Source organism: Staphylococcus equorum, from assembly GCF_029531845.1.
In the GTDB taxonomy this organism is placed as follows: Bacteria; Bacillota; Bacilli; order Staphylococcales; family Staphylococcaceae; genus Staphylococcus; species Staphylococcus equorum_C.
The window spans coordinates 350603-370738 of the sequence record NZ_JAMBPV010000002.1 but is presented as its reverse complement, the minus strand read 5'-3'; the positions used below and the strand labels follow the sequence as shown (position 1 = coordinate 370738).

Sequence of the window (20136 nt, the reverse complement as noted above, 5' to 3'; positions counted from 1 at the left end):
ATGGAAGACCCTACATTGTTTAATAACTCAATGATTAAAGGAACCGTGGATGCCATTTTATTTCAAAATAAAGAAAACTTTTATACGGTTTTAAAAGTAGATACAATTGAAACAAACGAAAATTTCGATTCAATGCCTACAATTGTAGGGTTTTTTCCAGAAATTGCTGAAGGTGATGTCTATACGTTTAAGGGTCAAGTTGTAACACATTCAAAATACGGTAAACAACTTAAAGCTGAAACGTTTGAAAAAGAGTTGCCACAAACAAAAGAAGCAATTATTAGTTATTTGTCCAGTGATCTTTTTAAAGGTATCGGTAAGAAAACGGCACAAAACATTGTAAATAAGTTAGGCGAAAATGCCATTAGCGATATATTAAATGACCCTGCTGTTTTAGAAAAAGTACCGAGTCTACCCAAGAATAAACAAAAGCAAATTGCAGAACAAATCGCTAGTAATCAAGAAACAGAACAAATCATTATACGACTCCACGATTTAGGGTTTGGTCCGAAACTCGCAATGGCAATATATCAAGCCTATTTAGGTGAGACGCTTAAAGTTGTTGAAAATACACCATACCAATTGGTTTATGATGTAAAAGGCATCGGTTTTAATAAAGCAGATACCTTAGCGCGCAACGTGGGTATTCAATTTAATGATGATGAACGACTGAAAGCTGGTTTACTATTCGTTTTAGAAGAAGAATGTATTAAACAAGGACATACTTATTTACCTACAAATAATGTTCTGGAAATGACACAAGATATGTTGTCTCAACCACCAGCAGAGCTAATTGATGCACAACAACTTATAAATGTATTACAAGATTTAGTAAATGACACGAAATTAATCCAACAAGAAAATGAAGTTGCAATACCAAGTTTGTACTATTCAGAGTTAAAGAGTGTTCAAAACTTATATCGTAATTTTACGCATACAAATAAATTAAAAGAAATTGAGCAATCAGAATTATTGCTTGAAATTGGTGAAATCGAGAATCGTAATGAAGTAACATATGCCGACTCCCAAAGAGACGCGCTACAAACTGCAATCAATACTAAAATTATGTTGTTAACCGGTGGTCCTGGTACTGGTAAAACGACAGTAATCAAAGGTATTGTAGAATTATATGCAGAGATTCATGGGTTATCATTAAATTATGATGATTACCAAAATGATGATTATCCAGTTGTGCTTGCTGCACCTACAGGCAGAGCATCGAAGCGGTTAGCAGAATCTACAGGTTTAGAAGCAATGACGATACACCGACTAATTGGTTGGAATCAAGATACACAACCTGAAGACATATTAGATAATGAAATATCTGCAAAACTTATTATTATTGATGAAATGTCGATGGTTGATACATGGCTATTCCATCAATTTTTGAGTGCAGTACCTATAGACGCACAAGTTATATTAGTAGGTGACGAAGATCAATTACCATCTGTTGGTCCTGGACAGGTGTTCAAAGATTTAATTGATTCAAAAGTCATCCCACGTGTTAATTTAACGGAAGTATATCGACAACAAGATGGTTCTAGCATTATTGAGTTGGCACATAGAATGAAATTGGGCGAAACGATTGATATTACACAGCGTTTCCATGATCGTAACTTTATCAAATGTACTACTGAACAAATACCAATAGTAGTTGAGAAAGTAGTGACAAGTGCGGTAAATAAAGGATATGACATGAGTGATATTCAGGTATTAGCCCCTATGTATAAAGGTTCGGCAGGTATTAAAAAATTGAACACTGTCTTGCAAGATATACTGAATCCTAAAGATAAAGATACTCGAGAAATCGAATTTGGTGATGTTGTTTTTAGAAAAGGCGACAAAGTTTTACAACTTGTGAATCGGCCAAGTGATAATATTTTTAATGGTGATATCGGAGTAATCGTAGGCATATTTTGGGCGAAAGAAAATGCGTTAAATAAAGACATACTTGTTGTTGATTTTGATGGCAATGAAATTACATTTGTACGAAAAGATTTATTAGAATTAACACACGCATATTGCACATCAATTCATAAGTCTCAAGGCTCTGAATTTCCTATAGTCATTATGCCAATGGTCAAACAATATTTTAGGATGTTACAAAAACCTATCTTATATACAGGGCTTACCAGAGCGAAGCAATCGCTTATATTTTTAGGTGACCCACAAGCATTTGATATTGGGTTAAAAACGCATGGTCAAGTGAGAATGACTCAATTATGTACATTTCTGAAAAGTTATTTCAATAACGAAATAACAGAAGATGTTGAAGATAGTATTGAAATAAGTAAAACAATAGATGCAGATATTATTTTGACTGAAGATAATATCTTTAAAATTAACCCTATGATCAACATGGGAGAGATTTCCCCATATGATTTTGTAGAAGATTGACATTAGTAACGAAAGTAAATACAATATAATTAACTTAGCATAAAGGTGAGTAGGCTGTGTTAGACAAAAAGAGATGTACTGGTCGGTGGAAAGTGCAGATAATACAGTTGAACGCTACTTTATGTCAGTATAAATATTAACTAATTAAGTGATAAGTGTGAGTTAGTAAATTTTAAGAATAACTATTGGTCTGATATGTAAATCTTTAAAATTTAGTTAGAAATAGATTTACTAATGCTTATAACCAGGGTGGTACCGCGAAACGTTCGTCCCTTTTATGAGGATGGGCGTTTTTTATTTTCAATTTTTTCTTATAACTGTTATAACTTGATTTGAGATGGAGGAATTTTAAGGATGAAAAACTTAAAAGCTAGTGAAATTAGACAAAGTTTTATTGATTATTTCGTTGAACAGGGACATATGGTTGAGCCTTCAGCGCCGTTAGTCCCTATTGATGATGATTCTTTACTCTGGATTAACTCTGGTGTTGCTACATTGAAAAAATACTTTGATGGTAGAGAAACACCTAGAAAACCTCGCATAGTGAATTCACAAAAAGCGATTCGTACCAATGACATTGAAAATGTAGGCTTTACTGCCCGACACCATACGTTCTTTGAAATGCTAGGAAACTTCTCAATTGGCGATTACTTTAAAAAAGAAGCAATCCAATTTGCGTGGGAATTTTTAACAAGTGAAAAATGGATGGCAATGGATCCAAAATTACTTTATGTCACAGTTCATCCTGAAGATGTAGAAGCATATAGAATATGGAATGAAGAAATGGGATTAGAAGAAAGTAGAATCATCCGTATTGAAGGTAATTTCTGGGATATAGGTGAAGGTCCATCTGGTCCAAACACTGAAATATTCTATGACCGTGGCGATCAATTTGGTCACGATGATCCTGAAGAAGAAGTTTACCCTGGTGGAGAAAATGAACGCTTTTTAGAAGTATGGAATTTAGTGTTCAGTGAGTTTAACCATAATAAAGATCATACTTATACACCATTACCAAACCAAAATATTGATACTGGTATGGGTCTAGAAAGAATGGCTTCTATCGCCCAAAATGTGCGTACAAATTATGAAACTGATTTGTTTATGCCTATTATTCATGAAGTTGAAGCAGTTTCTGGTAAAAAATATTTAGAAAAAGATGCTTATGATGTTGCATTTAAAGTGATTTCTGACCATATACGAACAATAGCATTCGCAATTGCTGACGGCGCATTACCAGCTAATGAAGGCAGAGGTTATGTATTGCGTCGATTATTACGCCGTGCTGTAAGATTCAGTCAATCTCTAGAAATTAACGAACCATTTATGTATCAGTTGGTTGATATTGTTGCGGATATTATGGAACCTTATTATCCGAACGTGAAAGAAAAATCAGATTTTATTAAACGTGTTATTAAATCAGAGGAAGAACGTTTCCACGAAACTTTAGAAGAAGGACTTGCGATATTAAATAATTTAGTTGTAAAAGCTAAAGATTCAACTCAAGAAATAAGTGGTAAAGATGCGTTTAAATTATATGATACTTATGGCTTTCCAGTTGAATTAACTGAAGAAATTGCAACACAAGAAAACCTTAATGTTGATATGCAGACTTTTGAAATTGAAATGCAACAACAAAGAGATAGAGCGAGACAAGCACGTCAAAGCTCTCAATCTATGCAAATCCAAAGTGAAGTATTGAAAAAAATAACTACAGAAAGTAAATTTGTAGGTTACGACGTTACGGAGAAAGCAACAACGATTACTGACATTATCTATAATGGAGAATTAGTAGATACGGTTGAAGCAGGCGAGGCAATTCATTTTGTATTAAATGAAACACCTTTTTACGCTGTAAGTGGTGGACAAGTTGCAGACCAAGGTATAATTAGTAACGAACAATTCGAGACAGCAGTGACTGAAGTAACGAAAGCACCAAATGGACAAAACCTACATAGAGGTGAAGTTCAGTTTGGAACTGTTAAAAAAGGTGCTGAGGTTTCTGCGAGCGTGAATCACGAAGACCGCCGTGCGATCAAGAAAAACCACAGTGCCACACACTTATTACATGCTGCTTTAAAAGAAGTGTTAGGCGATCATGTAAATCAAGCTGGTTCATTGGTGGAAGCAGACCGTTTAAGATTTGATTTCTCACATTTCGGTCCTATGAGCCAAGTAGAAATAGATCGTGTTGAACAACGCGTTAACGAAGAAATTTGGAATAGCATCGATGTTAACATCCAAGAAATGCCAATTGATGAGGCTAAACAAATAGGCGCTATGGCACTATTTGGTGAAAAATATGGTGATGTAGTAAGAGTTGTAAACATGGCACCATACTCTATTGAATTATGTGGTGGTATCCATGTGAATAATACGTCTGAAATTGGATTGTTTAAAATTGTTAGTGAATCAGGTACAGGTGCAGGTGTGCGTCGTATAGAAGCATTTACAAGTAAATCAGCATTCCTTTATTTAGAATCTGTTCAAGAGAACTTTAATGCTGTTAAGTCTCAGGTTAAAGTTAAAACAGATGAGCAAGTATTAGAAAAAGTTATGCAAATGCAAACTGATGAAAAAGAACTGAAAAAACAATTAGAGCAAAAAAATAAAGAAGTTACGGCCTTGAAAATGGGTGATATCACTGACCAAGTTGAAGATATAAATGGCTTGAAAGTTTTAGCAACAGAAGTTGAAGTCACAAATGCCAAAGCAATTCGTGAAACAATGGATGATTTTAAATCAAAATTACAGGATACAGTAATCGTATTAGTGAGTAACATAGATGGAAAAGTCTCATTAGTTGCCACTGTACCAAAAGAATTAACTGCTAAAGTGAAAGCAGGAGACATTATTAAAAATATGGCACCTATTGTAGGTGGAAAAGGCGGAGGCCGTCCTGACATGGCTCAAGGCGGAGGAACACAGCCTGAAAATATCACAGAATCATTACGTTTCATTAAAGATTACATTAAAACTCTATAACTTCAGTGTATAGTAATGTAGAATGTAAATAAGAACTTTTTTACTTGATACGAAGGAGTGCTAAACAATGGAAAATTTTGATAAAACAATGAAGTTTAATTACGATGAAATTCCAAAAGAAGATGTCAAAACAGTATTGCAAAATGTCTATAATACACTAGATGAAAGAGGGTACAATCCTGTAAATCAAATCGTAGGTTATTTACTATCAGGTGATCCAGCTTATATTCCTCGTAATAACGAGGCTAGAAACCAAATACGTCGTATAGATCGTGACGATATTATGGAAGAACTTGTTTCGAATTATTTACAAGAGAATTCAAAATAATATATGTTAACGCATAAAATATTAGGTTTAGACGTTGGAAGTAAGACTGTTGGCATTGCAGTAAGTGATTTAATGGGTTGGACAGCCCAAGGATTAGACACACTCCGTATAGACGAAGAAAACAATGAACTAGGTATTGAACAATTAGTGAAAATTATAAAAAAAGAGAATGTTGGCTCTGTTGTTATAGGTTTACCGAAAAACATGAACAATTCTATTGGATTTCGAGGCGAGGCTTCGTTACAATACAAGGAGCAACTTCAAGAAGCACTGCCATCTGTAGAGATAATTATGTGGGATGAACGATTAAGTACCATGGCTGCAGAACGTTCTTTACTGGAAGCAGATGTTTCTAGACAGAAACGAAAAAAAGTAATAGATAAAATGGCAGCAGTATTCATATTGCAAGGCTATTTAGACTCTATTCAATAAAAAGGAGCGTTTAATAATGACAGAACAAAATAAAGATGCAGAATTAGAAATCAACAACGAAGAGGAATTATTAACACTATATGATGAAGAAGGTAATGAAGTTTTATACCGTAAAGTTCTAGAATTTTTCCACCCAGAATTCAAGAAAGAATATGTCATTCTTGCTGAAGAAGGCGCTGAATCTGATGATGAAGATTTAATTGAATTAGTACCGATGATTAACGAACAAGACGAAAATGGTGAAGGTGGTAAATTCTTACCAGTTGAAACAGACGAAGAATGGGATATGATTGAAGAAGTAGTTAATACTGAAATGGATGATCATGACCACGATCACGAATAAAATAACTATAGATGGCGCATATAACCTCTTATAGCGATGAATAAATAACGAAGGGATGATTTCACTAGAAATCATCCCTTCTTGCTGTCAACAAGCGTGTAGGGTTTTGTTGACAGCTTTTATATTGTTGGTATAAGTAAGAGTTCAAATTATTGTTTAAATTGATTACCCCCATCCCCGTAAGCAACAATATGAAGGGCGTCACAGCTTTGAAACACAATTTACACTTATATTTTGTGCTAGTTTATGGTAAAATATATAAAGTTAATTTCAATCGTACGTTTTGTATATTTATGGTATACCTATATATAAACACTTGAACGCGTACCCTTATAAAAAGCTAGTTATCATTTACTTTTATTAGAGACAATCAGTCAATTTATTCTGACTGATTTATTTTATTATTTAAGTCAAAAAGTATCATTTTACAACAAAGGAAGTTATGAAAATGGATAATAATCAGTTATATTTGTTAAATTTGCATAAGCAAACTGATAAAAATATTGAATCATTAAGAACCTATGCAGAGGAAAATCAAGTGCCCATCGTTGATAGACTCACTTTAGAAATGATAAAACAAATTATTAGATTACATAAACCTATTAATATTTTAGAAATTGGAACTGCAATTGGTTATAGCGCAATGCAATTTGCTTCTATTTCTGAGAAAATTAATGTGACTACAATTGAACGTAATATAGAAATGCAAGATAAAGCGAAAGAAAATATTGAGTTATTTCAATATAATAACCAAATTAGATTAATTGAAGGCGATGCATTAGAGCAAGTTGAAAATGTGAGTGATCGCAGTTATGATATGATATTTATTGACGCAGCAAAGGCACAATCCAAAAAGTTTTTCGAACTTTATACACCATTATTAAAAATAGGTGGCATCGTTGTTACTGACAACGTGCTTTACCACGGTTTTGTATCTGATATCTCTGTCGTTCGTAATAGGAATGTACGACAAATGGTAAAGAAAGTACAAGATTACAATGAATGGCTAATGAACCACCCAGATTATACTACGAATTTTTTGAATATGGATGATGGTTTGGCAATTTCAATTAAAGGGGAATCAAAATGACAGAATTATTAGTAACACCAAAATCTGTTGAACATATTGAAATATTAATTGAAAAAGGCGCTGATGCGTTTGTAATTGGCGAACAAAAATTCGGCTTAAGACTCGCAGGTGAATTTAATAAAGATGATATGATAAAAGCTGTGGATTTAATACACAGTCAAGGTAAAAAAGCTTATGCCGCTGTTAATGGCATTTTTCATAATTATCATCTGAACGCATTAGCGTCTTATATTGATTTTTTGCATGAAATTAAAGTAGACCGTATCATATTTGGTGATCCAGCAGTGGTTATGTATGTAAAACAACAAGAACATCCAATCCCGTTAAATTGGGATGCTGAAGCACTAGTTACTAATTACTTTCAATGTAATTATTGGGGGAAAAAAGGTGCTCAACGTGCTCAATTAGCTAGAGAACTAAGTTTAGAAGAGATTATCAATATTAAAGAAAACGCTGATGTTGAGATTGAAGTTCAAGTACATGGAATGACTTGCATGTTCCAATCTAAACGTATGTTATTAGGTAATTATTATACATTCCAAGAGCGACAAATGAAAATTAAACGGAATAAAGAAGCAAATGAATTATTATTATACGATGAAGAACGTGATAATAAATATCCGGTGTATGAAGATTATAATGGTACACATATCATGTCACCTAATGATATATGTTTAATTGAAGAGCTAGAACCACTTTTAGCAGCAGGTATAGATGCATTGAAAATAGATGGTGTATTACAATCAGAAACATATATTAATGTATGTACAGAACAATATAGGGAAGCCATTGATTTATATCATGAAGATCCTGAAGTTTATGAAGATGAAAAATTTATGCTTGTCGATCCAATTGAAGCTATACAACCAGAACATCGTCCGTTTGACGAAGGCTTTTTATTTAAACAAACAGTATATTGATGGAGGTTTAACAGTGAAAGTTTTAGAAGAAATTAAATTACATAATAAACCTAAAATGAATAAACCTGAACTTCTTGCTCCCGCGGGTAATTTAGAAAAATTAAAAATTGCAGTACATTATGGGGCAGATGCTGTGTTCCTCGGTGGACAAGAATATGGTTTAAGATCAAATGCAGATAATTTTACAATGGATGAAATTAAAGAAGGTGTTGAATTTGCACAAAGTTATGGTGCTAAAATCTATGTCACTACGAACATCATTGCGCATGATGAGAATATAGATGGATTAGATGACTATTTGCGTGATTTAGCCTTAACTGGTGCAACAGGTATTATCGTTGCTGACCCTCTTATTATTGAAACGTGTAAACGGGTAGCACCAAAATTAGAGATACATTTATCTACACAGCAATCACTTTCAAATTATAAAGCCGTTGAATTTTGGAAAGAAGAAGGTTTGGATCGAGTTGTATTAGCTCGTGAAACTGGAGCAATGGAAATGAAAGAGATGAAAGAAAAAGTAGATATTGAAATCGAATCTTTTATACATGGTGCGATGTGTATTGCTTACTCAGGAAGATGTACCTTAAGTAATCATATGACTGCGCGCGATTCCAATAGAGGTGGTTGTTGTCAAAGTTGTCGTTGGGATTATGATTTGTTACAAGTAGATCAAGATGGTGAGTTAGATTTATTTTATGCTAATGATGAAGCTGCGCCATTTGCAATGAGTCCTAAAGATTTAAAACTAATCGAAGCTATACCAAAAATGATGGACATCGGTGTCGATTCTTTAAAAATTGAAGGTCGTATGAAATCAATTCACTATATTGCAACAGTTGTTTCTGTGTATCGAAAGGTTATTGATGCTTATGCAGAAGACCCAGAACATTTTAAAATCAAGCCGGAATGGTTAAGCGAATTAGATAAATGTGCCAATAGGGATACAGCTTCAGCATTTATTGAAGGGACGCCAGGTTACGAAGAACAAATGTTCGGCCGACAAAATAAAAAGAATGCTTCATTTGACTTCTGTGGTTTAGTATTAGATTATGATAGTTCAACCCACATAGCGACAGTGCAACAACGTAATAAATTTGAACCCGGACAAGAAATTGAATTTTTTGGTCCTGAAATTGAAACATTTAGACAAGTTGTGGATACAATTTATGATGAAGAAGGTAATGAACTTGATGCAGCACGCCATCCATTGCAAATCGTGCAAATCAAAGTCGATCATCCAATTTATGCCAACAACATGATGAGAAAGGAAATTGGATAATGAATAGTACGACAATTATAGGTATTGCAGGTGGCTCTGGATCAGGCAAAACATCAGTAACAAATGAAATTATGAAGAATTTAGAAGGTCATAGTGTTGCACTATTGGCTCAAGACTATTATTATAAGGACCAATCGCATTTAACTTTTGATGAACGCTTGGAAACCAATTATGACCATCCATTTGCATTTGATAATGATTTGTTAATCGAGAATTTGAATGATTTGAGGAATGGAAAACAAATTGAAGTTCCAACTTATGATTATTCAAATCATACGAGAAGTGATAAAACGATTGCATTTGAGCCAAAAGATGTTATTATCGTGGAAGGTATATTTGCGCTTGAAAACAAAACATTAAGAGATTTAATGGATGTCAAAATTTATGTTGATACTGATGCTGATTTACGTATCTTAAGACGGTTACTTCGAGATACTGAAGAAAGAGGCCGTACTATGGATTCTGTTATAAATCAGTATTTAAATGTGGTGCGACCAATGCATAATCAATTTATAGAACCGACTAAAAGATATGCAGATATTATTATTCCAGAAGGTGGCAGTAATAAAGTAGCAATCGATATAATGACGACAAAGATTCAAACTTTAGTAAGTAAACAATAGTATGTATATGTAAAGGAAGATGACATAATGGAAAATCAAAAACAGTACCCAATGACTCAAGAGGGTTTTGAGAAATTAGAACATGAGTTAGAAGAATTAAAAACAGTTAAACGACCAGAAGTCGTTGAAAAAATTAAGGTAGCACGTTCTTTCGGTGACTTATCTGAGAACTCAGAGTACGATGCTGCTAAAGACGAACAAGGATTTATCGAGCAAGATATTCAACGTGTAGAACATATGTTACGTAATGCACAGATTATCGAAGATACTGGTGATAACAATGAAGTTAAAATTGGTAAAACAGTAACAATTGTAGAATTACCAGGCGAAGAAGAGGAAGAATACCAAATTGTTGGTTCAGCTGAATCTGATGCATTTAATGGTAAAATTTCTAATGAATCGCCAATGGCTAAAAGTTTAATTGGTAAAAAATTAGAAGATGAAGTACGTGTACCGTTACCAAATGGTGGCGAAATAAACGTTATTATTAAAAATATTAAATAAAACAAATCCCCCTAAACATATATACAGATGTTTAGGGGGATTTTACACTATATAAAAGTAGTTATATACTTGGCGGTAACATTTTGTTAACTTAATGATAATAATGAAATTTTAGATTAATATTGCTATTTTATTTACAAATACACTTTGGATAGAAAATGTTTAGTTATTATTAGTAATAACTTTTTAGTATTAAACACAATATTAAAATAAATGGTATACTATCAATATCATGTGCACAATATAGTTTTCTTGAAGATAAACTGCATTGTAAATGTAAAAAAGGGGGCATAATCTTTGAATTATAAATTAATTAATGAACAAACGATTATGATTTATTTTGAAGAGCGTATAGATCCTAATACGTTTCAAAAGGTACAGCACGTCGAACAATGTATTAAATCACAAAACAACCCAGCTATTATTGAAATAGTTTCTTCATATCGTGCAATTATGTTAACCATTGATATCAGTAAAAGTGATTTATCAAAGATTATTACAGAACTTAATTTAAATCAAATGGACCTAACAAAATCTGACGATACAGCTATACAAACACAAACGATTAACCTACCTGTGTTATATGGTGGAAGTTATGGACAAGATATTCAAGAGGTAGCAACACATAACAATTTAACTACTGAAGAGGTCATACGTATACATACTGAAAATGCTTATTTAATCTATATGTTAGGATTTATGCCTGGTTTTCCTTTTTTAGGGGGATTAGATAGACAATTACATACGCCAAGACGCCAAGAACCGAGAACAAGCATTCATGCTGGTTCTGTAGGTATTGCTAATAATCAAACGGGTCTATATCCTAAGCAATCTCCTGGTGGTTGGCAAATTATAGGACGTACGCCAATTAAAGTGTTTGATATTCATAGAGAACCTATGTGTTTATATGGTGCAGGAGACTACATAAAATTTTACGCTATAGAAGAAGCAACATACCATCGTATATTAGATGAACAGCAGCGTGACGATTTTGAGATAGAAAAGTGGGTGAAAATTTAATATGTCTATTAAAATTTTAAATCCTGGACTATTTAGTACAATACAAGACCAAGGTAGAATTGGTTTTCAAAACCAAGGATTTTCGAATGCAGGCGTGTTAGATCAATATGCATATAAGTTAGGCCAATCACTTATTGGAAATGAAGGACCTGCGATTGAATGCACGATTATTGGTCCAACACTTCAATTTTTAGCAGACAATACTGTTATTATCACTGGTGCGCAATATAATGCCAAGATAAATGATAAAGATATTGATGTTCAGACAGTAACTTCAGTGAAAAAAGGCGATGTACTGGAACTGGGTGCCGTAGTAAATGGTGCGAGAGGTTACATTTTGTTTGGTAAACCACTAGATGTTCCAATGGTAGCAGGTAGTTATGCTACTCATACACGCAGTCATATTGGAGGATATAAGGGGCGTGCTTTAAAAGGAGATGATGTGATTTTGTGTAAACAAGACGATACATACCTTTCTAAAGTAGGTTACAGTTTAGAATTAAATACTGAAACATTTAATAAAGATACAATTCAAATCATTGAAGGACCACAAATAAATCGATTCACTCTAGATACACAAGATAAATTGACAACAGTTGAATTTAAAATTTCAGAAAAATCAGACCGCATGGGATATCGATTACAAGGTGAGACAATCTCACCAATAGATTCTGCGGATATTATTTCTGAGCCAGTAGCTTTAGGTAGCATACAAGTTCCAAACGATGGAAATCCTATTATTTTACTGAATGATAAACAAACAGTTGGTGGCTATACAAAAATTGCTACAGTATGTGGTTCAGATTTACATATTTTAGCACAGAAACAACCAGGGGACGTGCTTCATTTTGAATGGATAACGATTGAAGAAGCAACAGAAAAATTAAAACAACAAGAATTAGATTTTAAAAAAATATTAGAAGGTACAATCAATACACCTATTTATAATATGGCTCAATTAAGACCAACGGCTTCACGTATCAAAAAAATATTAAAAGGGGAATTATAATGAATTTTGAAAAAATAGAGCAATTAATAAAATTAGTGAAAGAAAATGAAGTTAAAAAATTCGAATACAAAGATAGTAAAAGTGAAATTTCTATAGATTTTACTGATAATAATATGGGTTCATTTCCTTCCAATAAAAATTTACAAACTGTAGCAAACCAAGAATCCAATCAAAATCAAAGTGTAACGGACGGTCAAACAACTGTTCAGGACAACTTTAAAGAAGTTAAATCACCAATGGTAGGTACATTCTTCCAACAAGATGAAAAAGAGCTTACTGAACCAATCATTCGTGTTGGTGATGAAATAAATAAAGGTGATACGATCGGTTACATTGAAGCAATGAAAGTAATGAATGAAGTGAAAAGTGACCTAGATGGTGTAGTGAAAGAAATCGTAGTAGAACATGGTGCGAATGTCGAATATAATCAGACGATTATTAAAATAAAATAAGTTAAAGAAAGGGGTGTTTGCTGTGTATCGTTGTTTAATAGCAAACAGAGGAGAGATAGCTGTTAGAATTATCCGGGCATGTAGAGAGATGGATGTTGAAACAGTAGCTATATATGCAATAGGGGATGAATCTAGTTTACATGTGAGTTTAGCTGATCAGGCTATTTGTATTGGTGAAGCAAATCCACTAGAGAGTTATTTGAATCAGGACAGAATTATTAGTGCAGCAAAAATCAGTGGTGCTACTGCAATACATCCAGGATATGGCTTTTTATCAGAGAGTACTTCTTTTGCACAAAAAGTAGAAGAAAATAATATTGATTTTATTGGCCCAACACGATTGACGATGGAAATGATGGGTGATAAAATCACCGCACGTCAAACTGTTGATAATGCGGATGTGCCAATTATTCCAGGTTCTACAAATGCTGTGGAGTCAATTGAAGAAGTGAAACAAATATCACAAGATGTTGGTTTTCCACTTGTTTTAAAAGCTGCTAGTGGTGGCGGTGGTAAGGGCATTAGAATTGTTAAAACAGTTGATGAATTAGCTAAAGCTTATAAAGAGGCTAAGAGTGAAGGCGAGAAGTATTTTGGTGATAATCGTATTTATGTTGAATCGTTTATTCCTGTAGCGAAACATGTAGAAGTTCAAGTCATTGGTGATGGTAAGAATAATTACATACATTTAGGAGAAAGAGATTGTTCAGTACAAAGAAAAAATCAAAAATTAATTGAAGAATCACCTTGTGCAGCAATATCAAAAGAGACGAGAAATGCAATGTGTAGCGATGCAGTTAAAGTCGCAAAGGCCTCGAATTACAGAAGCGCAGGTACAATCGAATTTTTAGTGACAGACACAGCATATTATTTCATTGAAATGAATGCTCGTATTCAAGTAGAACATACTGTGACTGAAATGAGAGCGAATAGGGATTTATTACAAGCTCAATTATACTTGATGATAAATAACGAATTGCCTTTCACACAGGAAGATATAGTTTTTGACGGACATGTCATTGAAGCACGAATTAATGCAGAGAACCCAGAGCGACAATTCCAACCTTCACCAGGAAAAGTAGAAGCATTACATTTACCACAAGGATTTAACGTACGTGTAGATAGCTTACTTTATCAAGGGTATACTGTCTCCCCTTATTATGATTCTTTAGTAGCAAAAGTGATTGTAAAAGCGCCTGATAGACAACGCGCAATCAAAAAATTAAAAGTTACTTTAGATGAAATGGTGATAGACGGTTTTACAACAACTGCTGACTTTTTATACGCAGTGTTATCTTACCCATTGTATGCAGACGGGGATGCAAAAGAAGTAGATATAAAATTTTTAGATAGGCATCAAATTATCAAGGGGGTATCTTAATGCAAGTAGACTTAAATTGTGATCTTGGAGAAGCTTTCGGTAATTACTCATTTGGAGGGGATGAACATATCATCCCACTTATTACTTCAGCAAATATTGCTTGTGGTTTCCATGCTGGTGACCAACATGTAATGAATGAAACGATAAAATTAGCTAAAACGCATGATGTAGGTATTGGTGCTCATCCAGGATTGCCAGATTTACAAGGATTTGGACGTAGAAATATGGATTTATCACCAAGTGAAATTTATGATATTGTTGTTTACCAAATTGGTGCGTTAAGTGGATTTTGTAAAATTCATAACGTGAAGATCAATCACGTTAAACCGCACGGCGCCCTTTATCAAATGGGAGCTAGAGACAAAGATATAGCACGCGCAATTGCGCAAGCAGTATTTGATATTGACAAGACCCTAATATATGTGGGATTATCTAACACGTCATTAATTTCTGAAGCTAAATCAGTTGGGTTAACAACAGCCTCAGAAGTCTTTGCAGATAGACGTTACGAAGACGATGGCCAACTTGTAAGTAGGAAAGAGCACGATGCATTAATTACGGATACAAATGAAGCAATTGAGCAAGTAGTTAATATGGTAAAATCACAAACCGTTGTCGCAAAAAGCCAAAAGACCATCAGCATAGAAGCTGATACTATTTGTGTGCATGGAGATGGTGCACATGCTCTCGAGTTTGTAACGCAAATTAGAGAAAGATTAACGAAAGAAGGCGTTTCTATAAAAAGTCTAGGGGGCTAACCTATGAAAGAAAGATTAAGTTCTGAAGAAAAAGATTTTGAGTTCACGAAAAACCATAAAAGGTTATTATTAGGTTCAGTATTTTTAATGGCAACATCTGCAATAGGACCAGCGTTTTTAACACAAACTGCAGTATTCACGGCACAATTCACTTCAAGTTTTGCATTTGCTATTCTATTATCTATTATTATAGATATTGGTGCGCAAATAAACATTTGGAGAGTATTGGTAGTTACAGGCAAACGTGGTCAAGAAGTTGCAAATGAGATTTTCAATGGGCTTGGTACAATTATTTCAATACTGATAGCCATTGGAGGGTTAGCTTTTAACATCGGTAATATAGCTGGAGCTGGACTTGGTTTAAATGCCATCTTTGGTTTAGATGTGAAGATCGGTGCTGCAATTACAGCAATCTTATCCATTGGTATCTTTATTAGTAAAAGCGGTCAAAAGGTTATGGATGTTGTTACAATGTTTTTAGGCATGCTTATGATTGTAGTCATAGCGTTTGTGATGTTTAAGGCAAACCCGCCATATGCAGAAGCGGCTAAGCATTTAGTAATGCCAGAACAACCATTTGCGCTTGTACTACCTATTATTACTTTAGTAGGTGGCACAGTTGGTGGTTACATTACGTTTGCTGGGGCACATAGAATTTTAGACTCTGGGATTAAAGGCAAAGAATATTTGCCATTTATTAATAAAGCCGCTATTTCTGGTATATTGACTACCGGTGTTTTAAGAGCTTTATTATTCTTAGCAGTTCTTGGTGTGGTCGTTACAGGTGTTACTTTAAGTTCAGAAAATCCACCAGCTTCAGTCTTTGAACATGTACTTGGACCAGTTGGACGTAGTATCTTTGGTGTCGTATTATTTGCAGCAGCAATGTCATCTGTAATTGGTTCTGCTTATACAAGTGCGACATTTTTAAAAACATTACATAAATCGGTATACAATAAAACCAATTTAATCGTAATTAGTTTTATTGTTGTTTCTACGCTAGTATTTTTATTCATAGGTCAACCAGTTACTTTATTAATCGTTGCTGGAGCACTTAACGGATTTATTTTACCAATCACTTTAGGAACGATTTTAATAGCGAGTAAACGAAAATCAATTGTCGGAGATTATCATCATCCAACGTGGATGTTAATCTTTGGTATAGTGGCAGTGCTAGTTACAATTGCTGCAGCGTTATTCTCTCTACAAAGTTTATCAGGTTTATTCGGTAGTTAATATAGCATTATTTTAAAACTCTGAACGATACATAAAAATAATGTATTGTTCAGAGTTTTTATATGGAAAAAATATGGAATTCAAATGTATAAAAAATTTATTATTAATTACTTAAAAATAGGGAAAATGGCATATAGAATTTAATATAAAAAGTTGAACAATGATCGAGCTATGAACATAAATGTGGTAGAATAACTAAGGCTAGGATTTTAATATGAGGTGAATTATAATGATAGGTATTATAGGTGCTATGCAAGAAGAAGTAGCAATCTTAAAAGATAAACTTGTAACATTAGAGGAAATAAAAATTGCGCATGTAATATTTTATAAAGGGCGTCTACATGATAAAGAGGTAGTACTTTCACAAAGTGGTATTGGTAAAGTGAACGTAGCAATTTCTACGACATTATTAATTGAGAAATTCAGACCTGATGTAATAATTAATACAGGTTCTGCTGGAGCTTTAGACAAATCATTAAATGTTGGTGATGTTGTTGTTAGTGATTTGGTCTCTTATCATGATGCAGATGCAAGAGCATTTGGTTATCAATTAGGACAAATACCTCAAATGCCAGCACAGTTTATTGCTGATGAGCATTTAATTAAAAAGGCAACAGATGCAATTAATGAACAACAACTTGTAGCTAAAACGGGATTAATTGTGAGTGGAGATAGCTTTATTGGTACAAATGAGCAGCGTACGATGATTAAAACGAATTTCCCACAAGCAATGGCTGCAGAAATGGAAGCTACTGCAATTGCACAAACCTGCTATCAATTTAATTTACCATTCATAATTACGCGTGCAATTTCAGATTTAGCTGACGGCGATGCTGGTATTACGTTTGATGCATTTTTAGAAAAAGCAGCAATATCTTCTAGTAAAATTGTTGAGCGTTTAATTAAAACTATATAAAAAGGTGAAAATAAATAATGGGTATAATAAAAAAATATTTTATGCCAAATCAATATGTGCAGTCTGTTTTTCAAATAGACATTGATAAACTTGCAGCATCTGGCGTGAAAGGAATTATTACAGATTTAGATAATACACTTGTAGGATGGGACGAAGCAGATCCAACTGCAGCAGTGAAACAATGGTTTGAGAAAGCAAATGCATTAGGCATTACAATTACGATTGTTTCTAATAATAACGAAAGACGTGTTGGTAGTTTTTCAAAATCATTGAATGTTGATTATATTTTCAAAGCCAAAAAACCTAGAGGTCGTGCTTTTAATCAAGCTGCGCAATTAATGAAATTGAAACCTACAGAAATTGTAGTTATTGGTGACCAAATGCTTACAGATGTATTTGGAGGTAATAGACGTGGACTCTTTACAATTATGGTTGTACCAGTGAAACAAACGGATGGTTTTATTACGAAATTCAACCGGATGATTGAACGAAGATTACTACAACACTTTAGAAAAAAAGGCTATATCAAATGGGAGGAAAATTGATTGACTGAAATTTTAAAATGTATCGGATGCGGTGCACCACTACAATCTGAAGATCCAGATGCGGCAGGCTATGTGCCAGAACATAATTTACATCGTGAAGATGTCATATGTAAAAGATGCTTTAGACTAAAAAATTACAATGAAGTTCAAGATGTTGGCTTAGATAGCGAAGACTTTTTAAATTTATTGAATGGTTTAGCAGATGAAAAAGGAATTGTTGTGAATGTTGTAGATGTTTTTGATTTTGAAGGATCTTTTATTAACGCAATCAAACGAATCGTAGGTAATAAAAAAATCATTTTAGTAGCCAATAAGTTAGATTTATTGCCTAAACAGATAAATAAACGTCGTGTTAAAGAATGGTTGAAGAAGACAGCTAGAAAGTATGGCTTAGAAACTGAAGATGTTGTATTGATATCTGCCGAAAAAAATGAGGGCATAGATGATTTATTAACATCGATTAACACATTACGTAATAACGACAATGTCTATATTGTAGGAACTACAAACGTAGGTAAATCAACACTTATAAATAAATTGATTGAACGCAGTGTTGGTGAAAAAGATGTCGTTACTACTTCTAGATTCCCAGGAACAACACTAGACATGATTGACATACCATTAGATGATACTTCATTTATGTTTGATACTCCAGGCGTGATACAAGCGCATCAAATGACACATGTGGTAACGGATGATGAACTTAAAACAATTATGCCTAAAAAAGAAGTTAAGCAGCGCGTATATCAGTTGAACGAAGGTCAAACTTTATTCTTTGGTGGAATAGCGCGTATTGACTATGTTAGTGGTGGTAGACGTTCATTGGTATGTCATTTTTCAAACGAACTTAATATCCATAGAACTAAAACTGAAAATGCCAATGAATTATGGAAAAATCAATTAGGTGCATTATTGTCACCACCTCATAATCCTGACAATTTTGATTTACAAAATGTTAAAGCAGTAAGATTAGAAACAGGTAAAGAAAAACGAGATGTGATGATCTCAGGATTAGGTTTTATCACGATTGATGAAGGTGCCAAAGTTATAGTTCGAGTACCTAAAAATGTAGATGTCGTATTAAGAAATTCTATAATGTAAGGTGTGTTTAATATGAAATATGCAGTAATAGGCAATCCCATAGATCATTCTTTGTCACCAGCTATGCATAACGCTAACTTTGAGACTTTAAATGATGATTCAACATATGAAGCGATAAATATTCCTGAAGAACATTTTCATCTTATTAAAGAAATCATAGAAGACAAAGCGCTCTCTGGATTTAATGTTACAATACCTCACAAAGAACGAATTTTACCTTATTTAGATGAGATTGATGACCAATCTAAAACGGTTGGTGCAGTTAATACAGTGAAAATTAAAGGTGGAAAATGGATAGGATACAATACAGACGGTATAGGCTATGTTACAGGTCTTAAACAGGCTTACCCTGATTTACAAAATGCTTATATACTTATTTTGGGTGCAGGTGGTGCCAGCAAAGGTATTGCAAATGAACTGAATAAACACGTTCGACCTAAATTAACTGTTGCTAATAGAACTATGAGCCGCTTTGATAATTGGGAATTAGATATAAATAAGATTAGCCTAGTAGATGCAGAACAATCATTGTCTGAATTCGATATTATTATTAATACTACACCTGCAGGTATGAATAAAAATAAAGATGTAGCTATAAGTCTCGATCAATTAGCTTCGCATACATTAGTTAGTGACATTGTTTATATTCCGTTTAAAACGCCAATTTTAGAAATAGCAGAAGAAAAAGGTAATCCTATACACAATGGATTGGACATGTTTGTATACCAAGGTGCAGAAAGTTTTGAGATTTGGACCGAACAAACGCCAGATATTCAAGTAATGAAAGAAGCAGTACTAAAACATTTATAAAAGG

20 protein-coding genes are annotated in these 20136 nt (G+C 33.7%); all 20 read left to right on the top strand.

Features of this window, described 5'->3' with window-relative positions:
- The 20 genes from recD2 (at position 1) to aroE (ending at position 20132) form a co-directional block, all read left to right on the top strand.
- On the top strand, positions 1–2397 hold the full coding sequence (gene recD2 / locus M4L39_RS04105) for an SF1B family DNA helicase RecD2 (RefSeq protein ID WP_277580878.1): 2397 nt from the start codon (positions 1–3) through the stop codon (positions 2395–2397).
- A gap of 354 nt (positions 2398–2751) precedes the next feature.
- Positions 2752–5382, top strand: a complete 2631-nt coding sequence (gene alaS / locus M4L39_RS04100; RefSeq protein WP_277580877.1) for an alanine--tRNA ligase — start codon at positions 2752–2754, stop codon at positions 5380–5382.
- A 67-nt stretch (positions 5383–5449) separates the two neighbouring features.
- A complete protein-coding gene (locus tag M4L39_RS04095) occupies positions 5450–5710 on the top strand; it encodes an IreB family regulatory phosphoprotein (protein WP_057512350.1) in 261 nt (86 codons plus the stop codon).
- 3 nt (positions 5711–5713) lie between these two features.
- Positions 5714–6142: a Holliday junction resolvase RuvX gene (gene ruvX / locus M4L39_RS04090; protein WP_277580876.1), complete on the top strand. Its 429-nt coding sequence runs from the start codon at positions 5714–5716 to the stop codon at positions 6140–6142.
- Between the two features lie 16 nt (positions 6143–6158).
- Positions 6159–6485 (top strand): DUF1292 domain-containing protein, encoded by a 327-nt coding sequence (locus M4L39_RS04085; protein ID WP_277580875.1) that lies wholly within the window; start codon positions 6159–6161, stop codon positions 6483–6485.
- A gap of 448 nt (positions 6486–6933) precedes the next feature.
- On the top strand, positions 6934–7575 hold the full coding sequence (locus M4L39_RS04080) for an O-methyltransferase (RefSeq protein WP_277580874.1): 642 nt from the start codon (positions 6934–6936) through the stop codon (positions 7573–7575).
- Entirely contained in the window at positions 7572–8495 is a 924-nt protein-coding gene (locus M4L39_RS04075) for a peptidase U32 family protein (protein ID WP_277580873.1), read from the top strand. Before M4L39_RS04080 ends, M4L39_RS04075 begins: the two co-directional genes overlap by 4 nt.
- 13 nt (positions 8496–8508) lie before the next feature.
- Positions 8509–9777, top strand: a complete 1269-nt coding sequence (locus M4L39_RS04070; protein WP_431197617.1) for a peptidase U32 family protein — start codon at positions 8509–8511, stop codon at positions 9775–9777.
- Positions 9777–10400, top strand: coding sequence for a uridine kinase (gene udk / locus M4L39_RS04065; RefSeq protein ID WP_057512344.1), 624 nt, complete (start codon positions 9777–9779; stop codon positions 10398–10400). The genes M4L39_RS04070 and udk overlap by 1 nt, the downstream gene beginning before the upstream one ends.
- Before the next feature lie 27 nt (positions 10401–10427).
- Complete coding sequence (gene greA, locus M4L39_RS04060; RefSeq protein WP_046465479.1) at positions 10428–10904, top strand: transcription elongation factor GreA; 477 nt, start codon at positions 10428–10430, stop codon at positions 10902–10904.
- 297 nt (positions 10905–11201) lie between these two features.
- A complete protein-coding gene (gene pxpB / locus M4L39_RS04055) occupies positions 11202–11924 on the top strand; it encodes a 5-oxoprolinase subunit PxpB (RefSeq protein WP_277580872.1) in 723 nt (240 codons plus the stop codon).
- A gap of 1 nt (position 11925) precedes the next feature.
- Entirely contained in the window at positions 11926–12933 is a 1008-nt protein-coding gene (locus M4L39_RS04050; protein WP_277580871.1) for a biotin-dependent carboxyltransferase family protein, read from the top strand.
- Positions 12933–13385, top strand: coding sequence for an acetyl-CoA carboxylase biotin carboxyl carrier protein (locus M4L39_RS04045; protein WP_277580870.1), 453 nt, complete (start codon positions 12933–12935; stop codon positions 13383–13385). Before M4L39_RS04050 ends, M4L39_RS04045 begins: the two co-directional genes overlap by 1 nt.
- Before the next feature lie 22 nt (positions 13386–13407).
- The gene (locus M4L39_RS04040) at positions 13408–14766 is read left to right on the top strand and encodes an acetyl-CoA carboxylase biotin carboxylase subunit (RefSeq protein ID WP_277580869.1); all 1359 of its coding nucleotides are present in this window, start codon (positions 13408–13410) and stop codon (positions 14764–14766) included.
- Entirely contained in the window at positions 14766–15524 is a 759-nt protein-coding gene (pxpA, locus tag M4L39_RS04035; protein WP_277580868.1) for a 5-oxoprolinase subunit PxpA, read from the top strand. The genes M4L39_RS04040 and pxpA overlap by 1 nt, the downstream gene beginning before the upstream one ends.
- Before the next feature lie 3 nt (positions 15525–15527).
- Complete coding sequence (locus M4L39_RS04030) at positions 15528–16760, top strand: NRAMP family divalent metal transporter (protein ID WP_277580867.1); 1233 nt, start codon at positions 15528–15530, stop codon at positions 16758–16760.
- A 229-nt stretch (positions 16761–16989) separates the two neighbouring features.
- Positions 16990–17676 carry a 5'-methylthioadenosine/S-adenosylhomocysteine nucleosidase gene (mtnN, locus tag M4L39_RS04025; RefSeq protein WP_277580866.1) on the top strand — a complete coding sequence of 229 codons (687 nt, stop codon included), beginning with the start codon at positions 16990–16992 and terminating at the stop codon, positions 17674–17676.
- Between the two features lie 17 nt (positions 17677–17693).
- Positions 17694–18221 (top strand): YqeG family HAD IIIA-type phosphatase, encoded by a 528-nt coding sequence (locus M4L39_RS04020; RefSeq protein WP_277580865.1) that lies wholly within the window; start codon positions 17694–17696, stop codon positions 18219–18221.
- Positions 18222–19322 (top strand): ribosome biogenesis GTPase YqeH, encoded by a 1101-nt coding sequence (gene yqeH / locus M4L39_RS04015; RefSeq protein WP_277580864.1) that lies wholly within the window; start codon positions 18222–18224, stop codon positions 19320–19322. It begins immediately after the preceding gene.
- Between the two features lie 12 nt (positions 19323–19334).
- The gene (gene aroE / locus M4L39_RS04010) at positions 19335–20132 is read left to right on the top strand and encodes a shikimate dehydrogenase (protein WP_277580863.1); all 798 of its coding nucleotides are present in this window, start codon (positions 19335–19337) and stop codon (positions 20130–20132) included.
- Positions 20133–20136 lie beyond the last annotated feature (4 nt).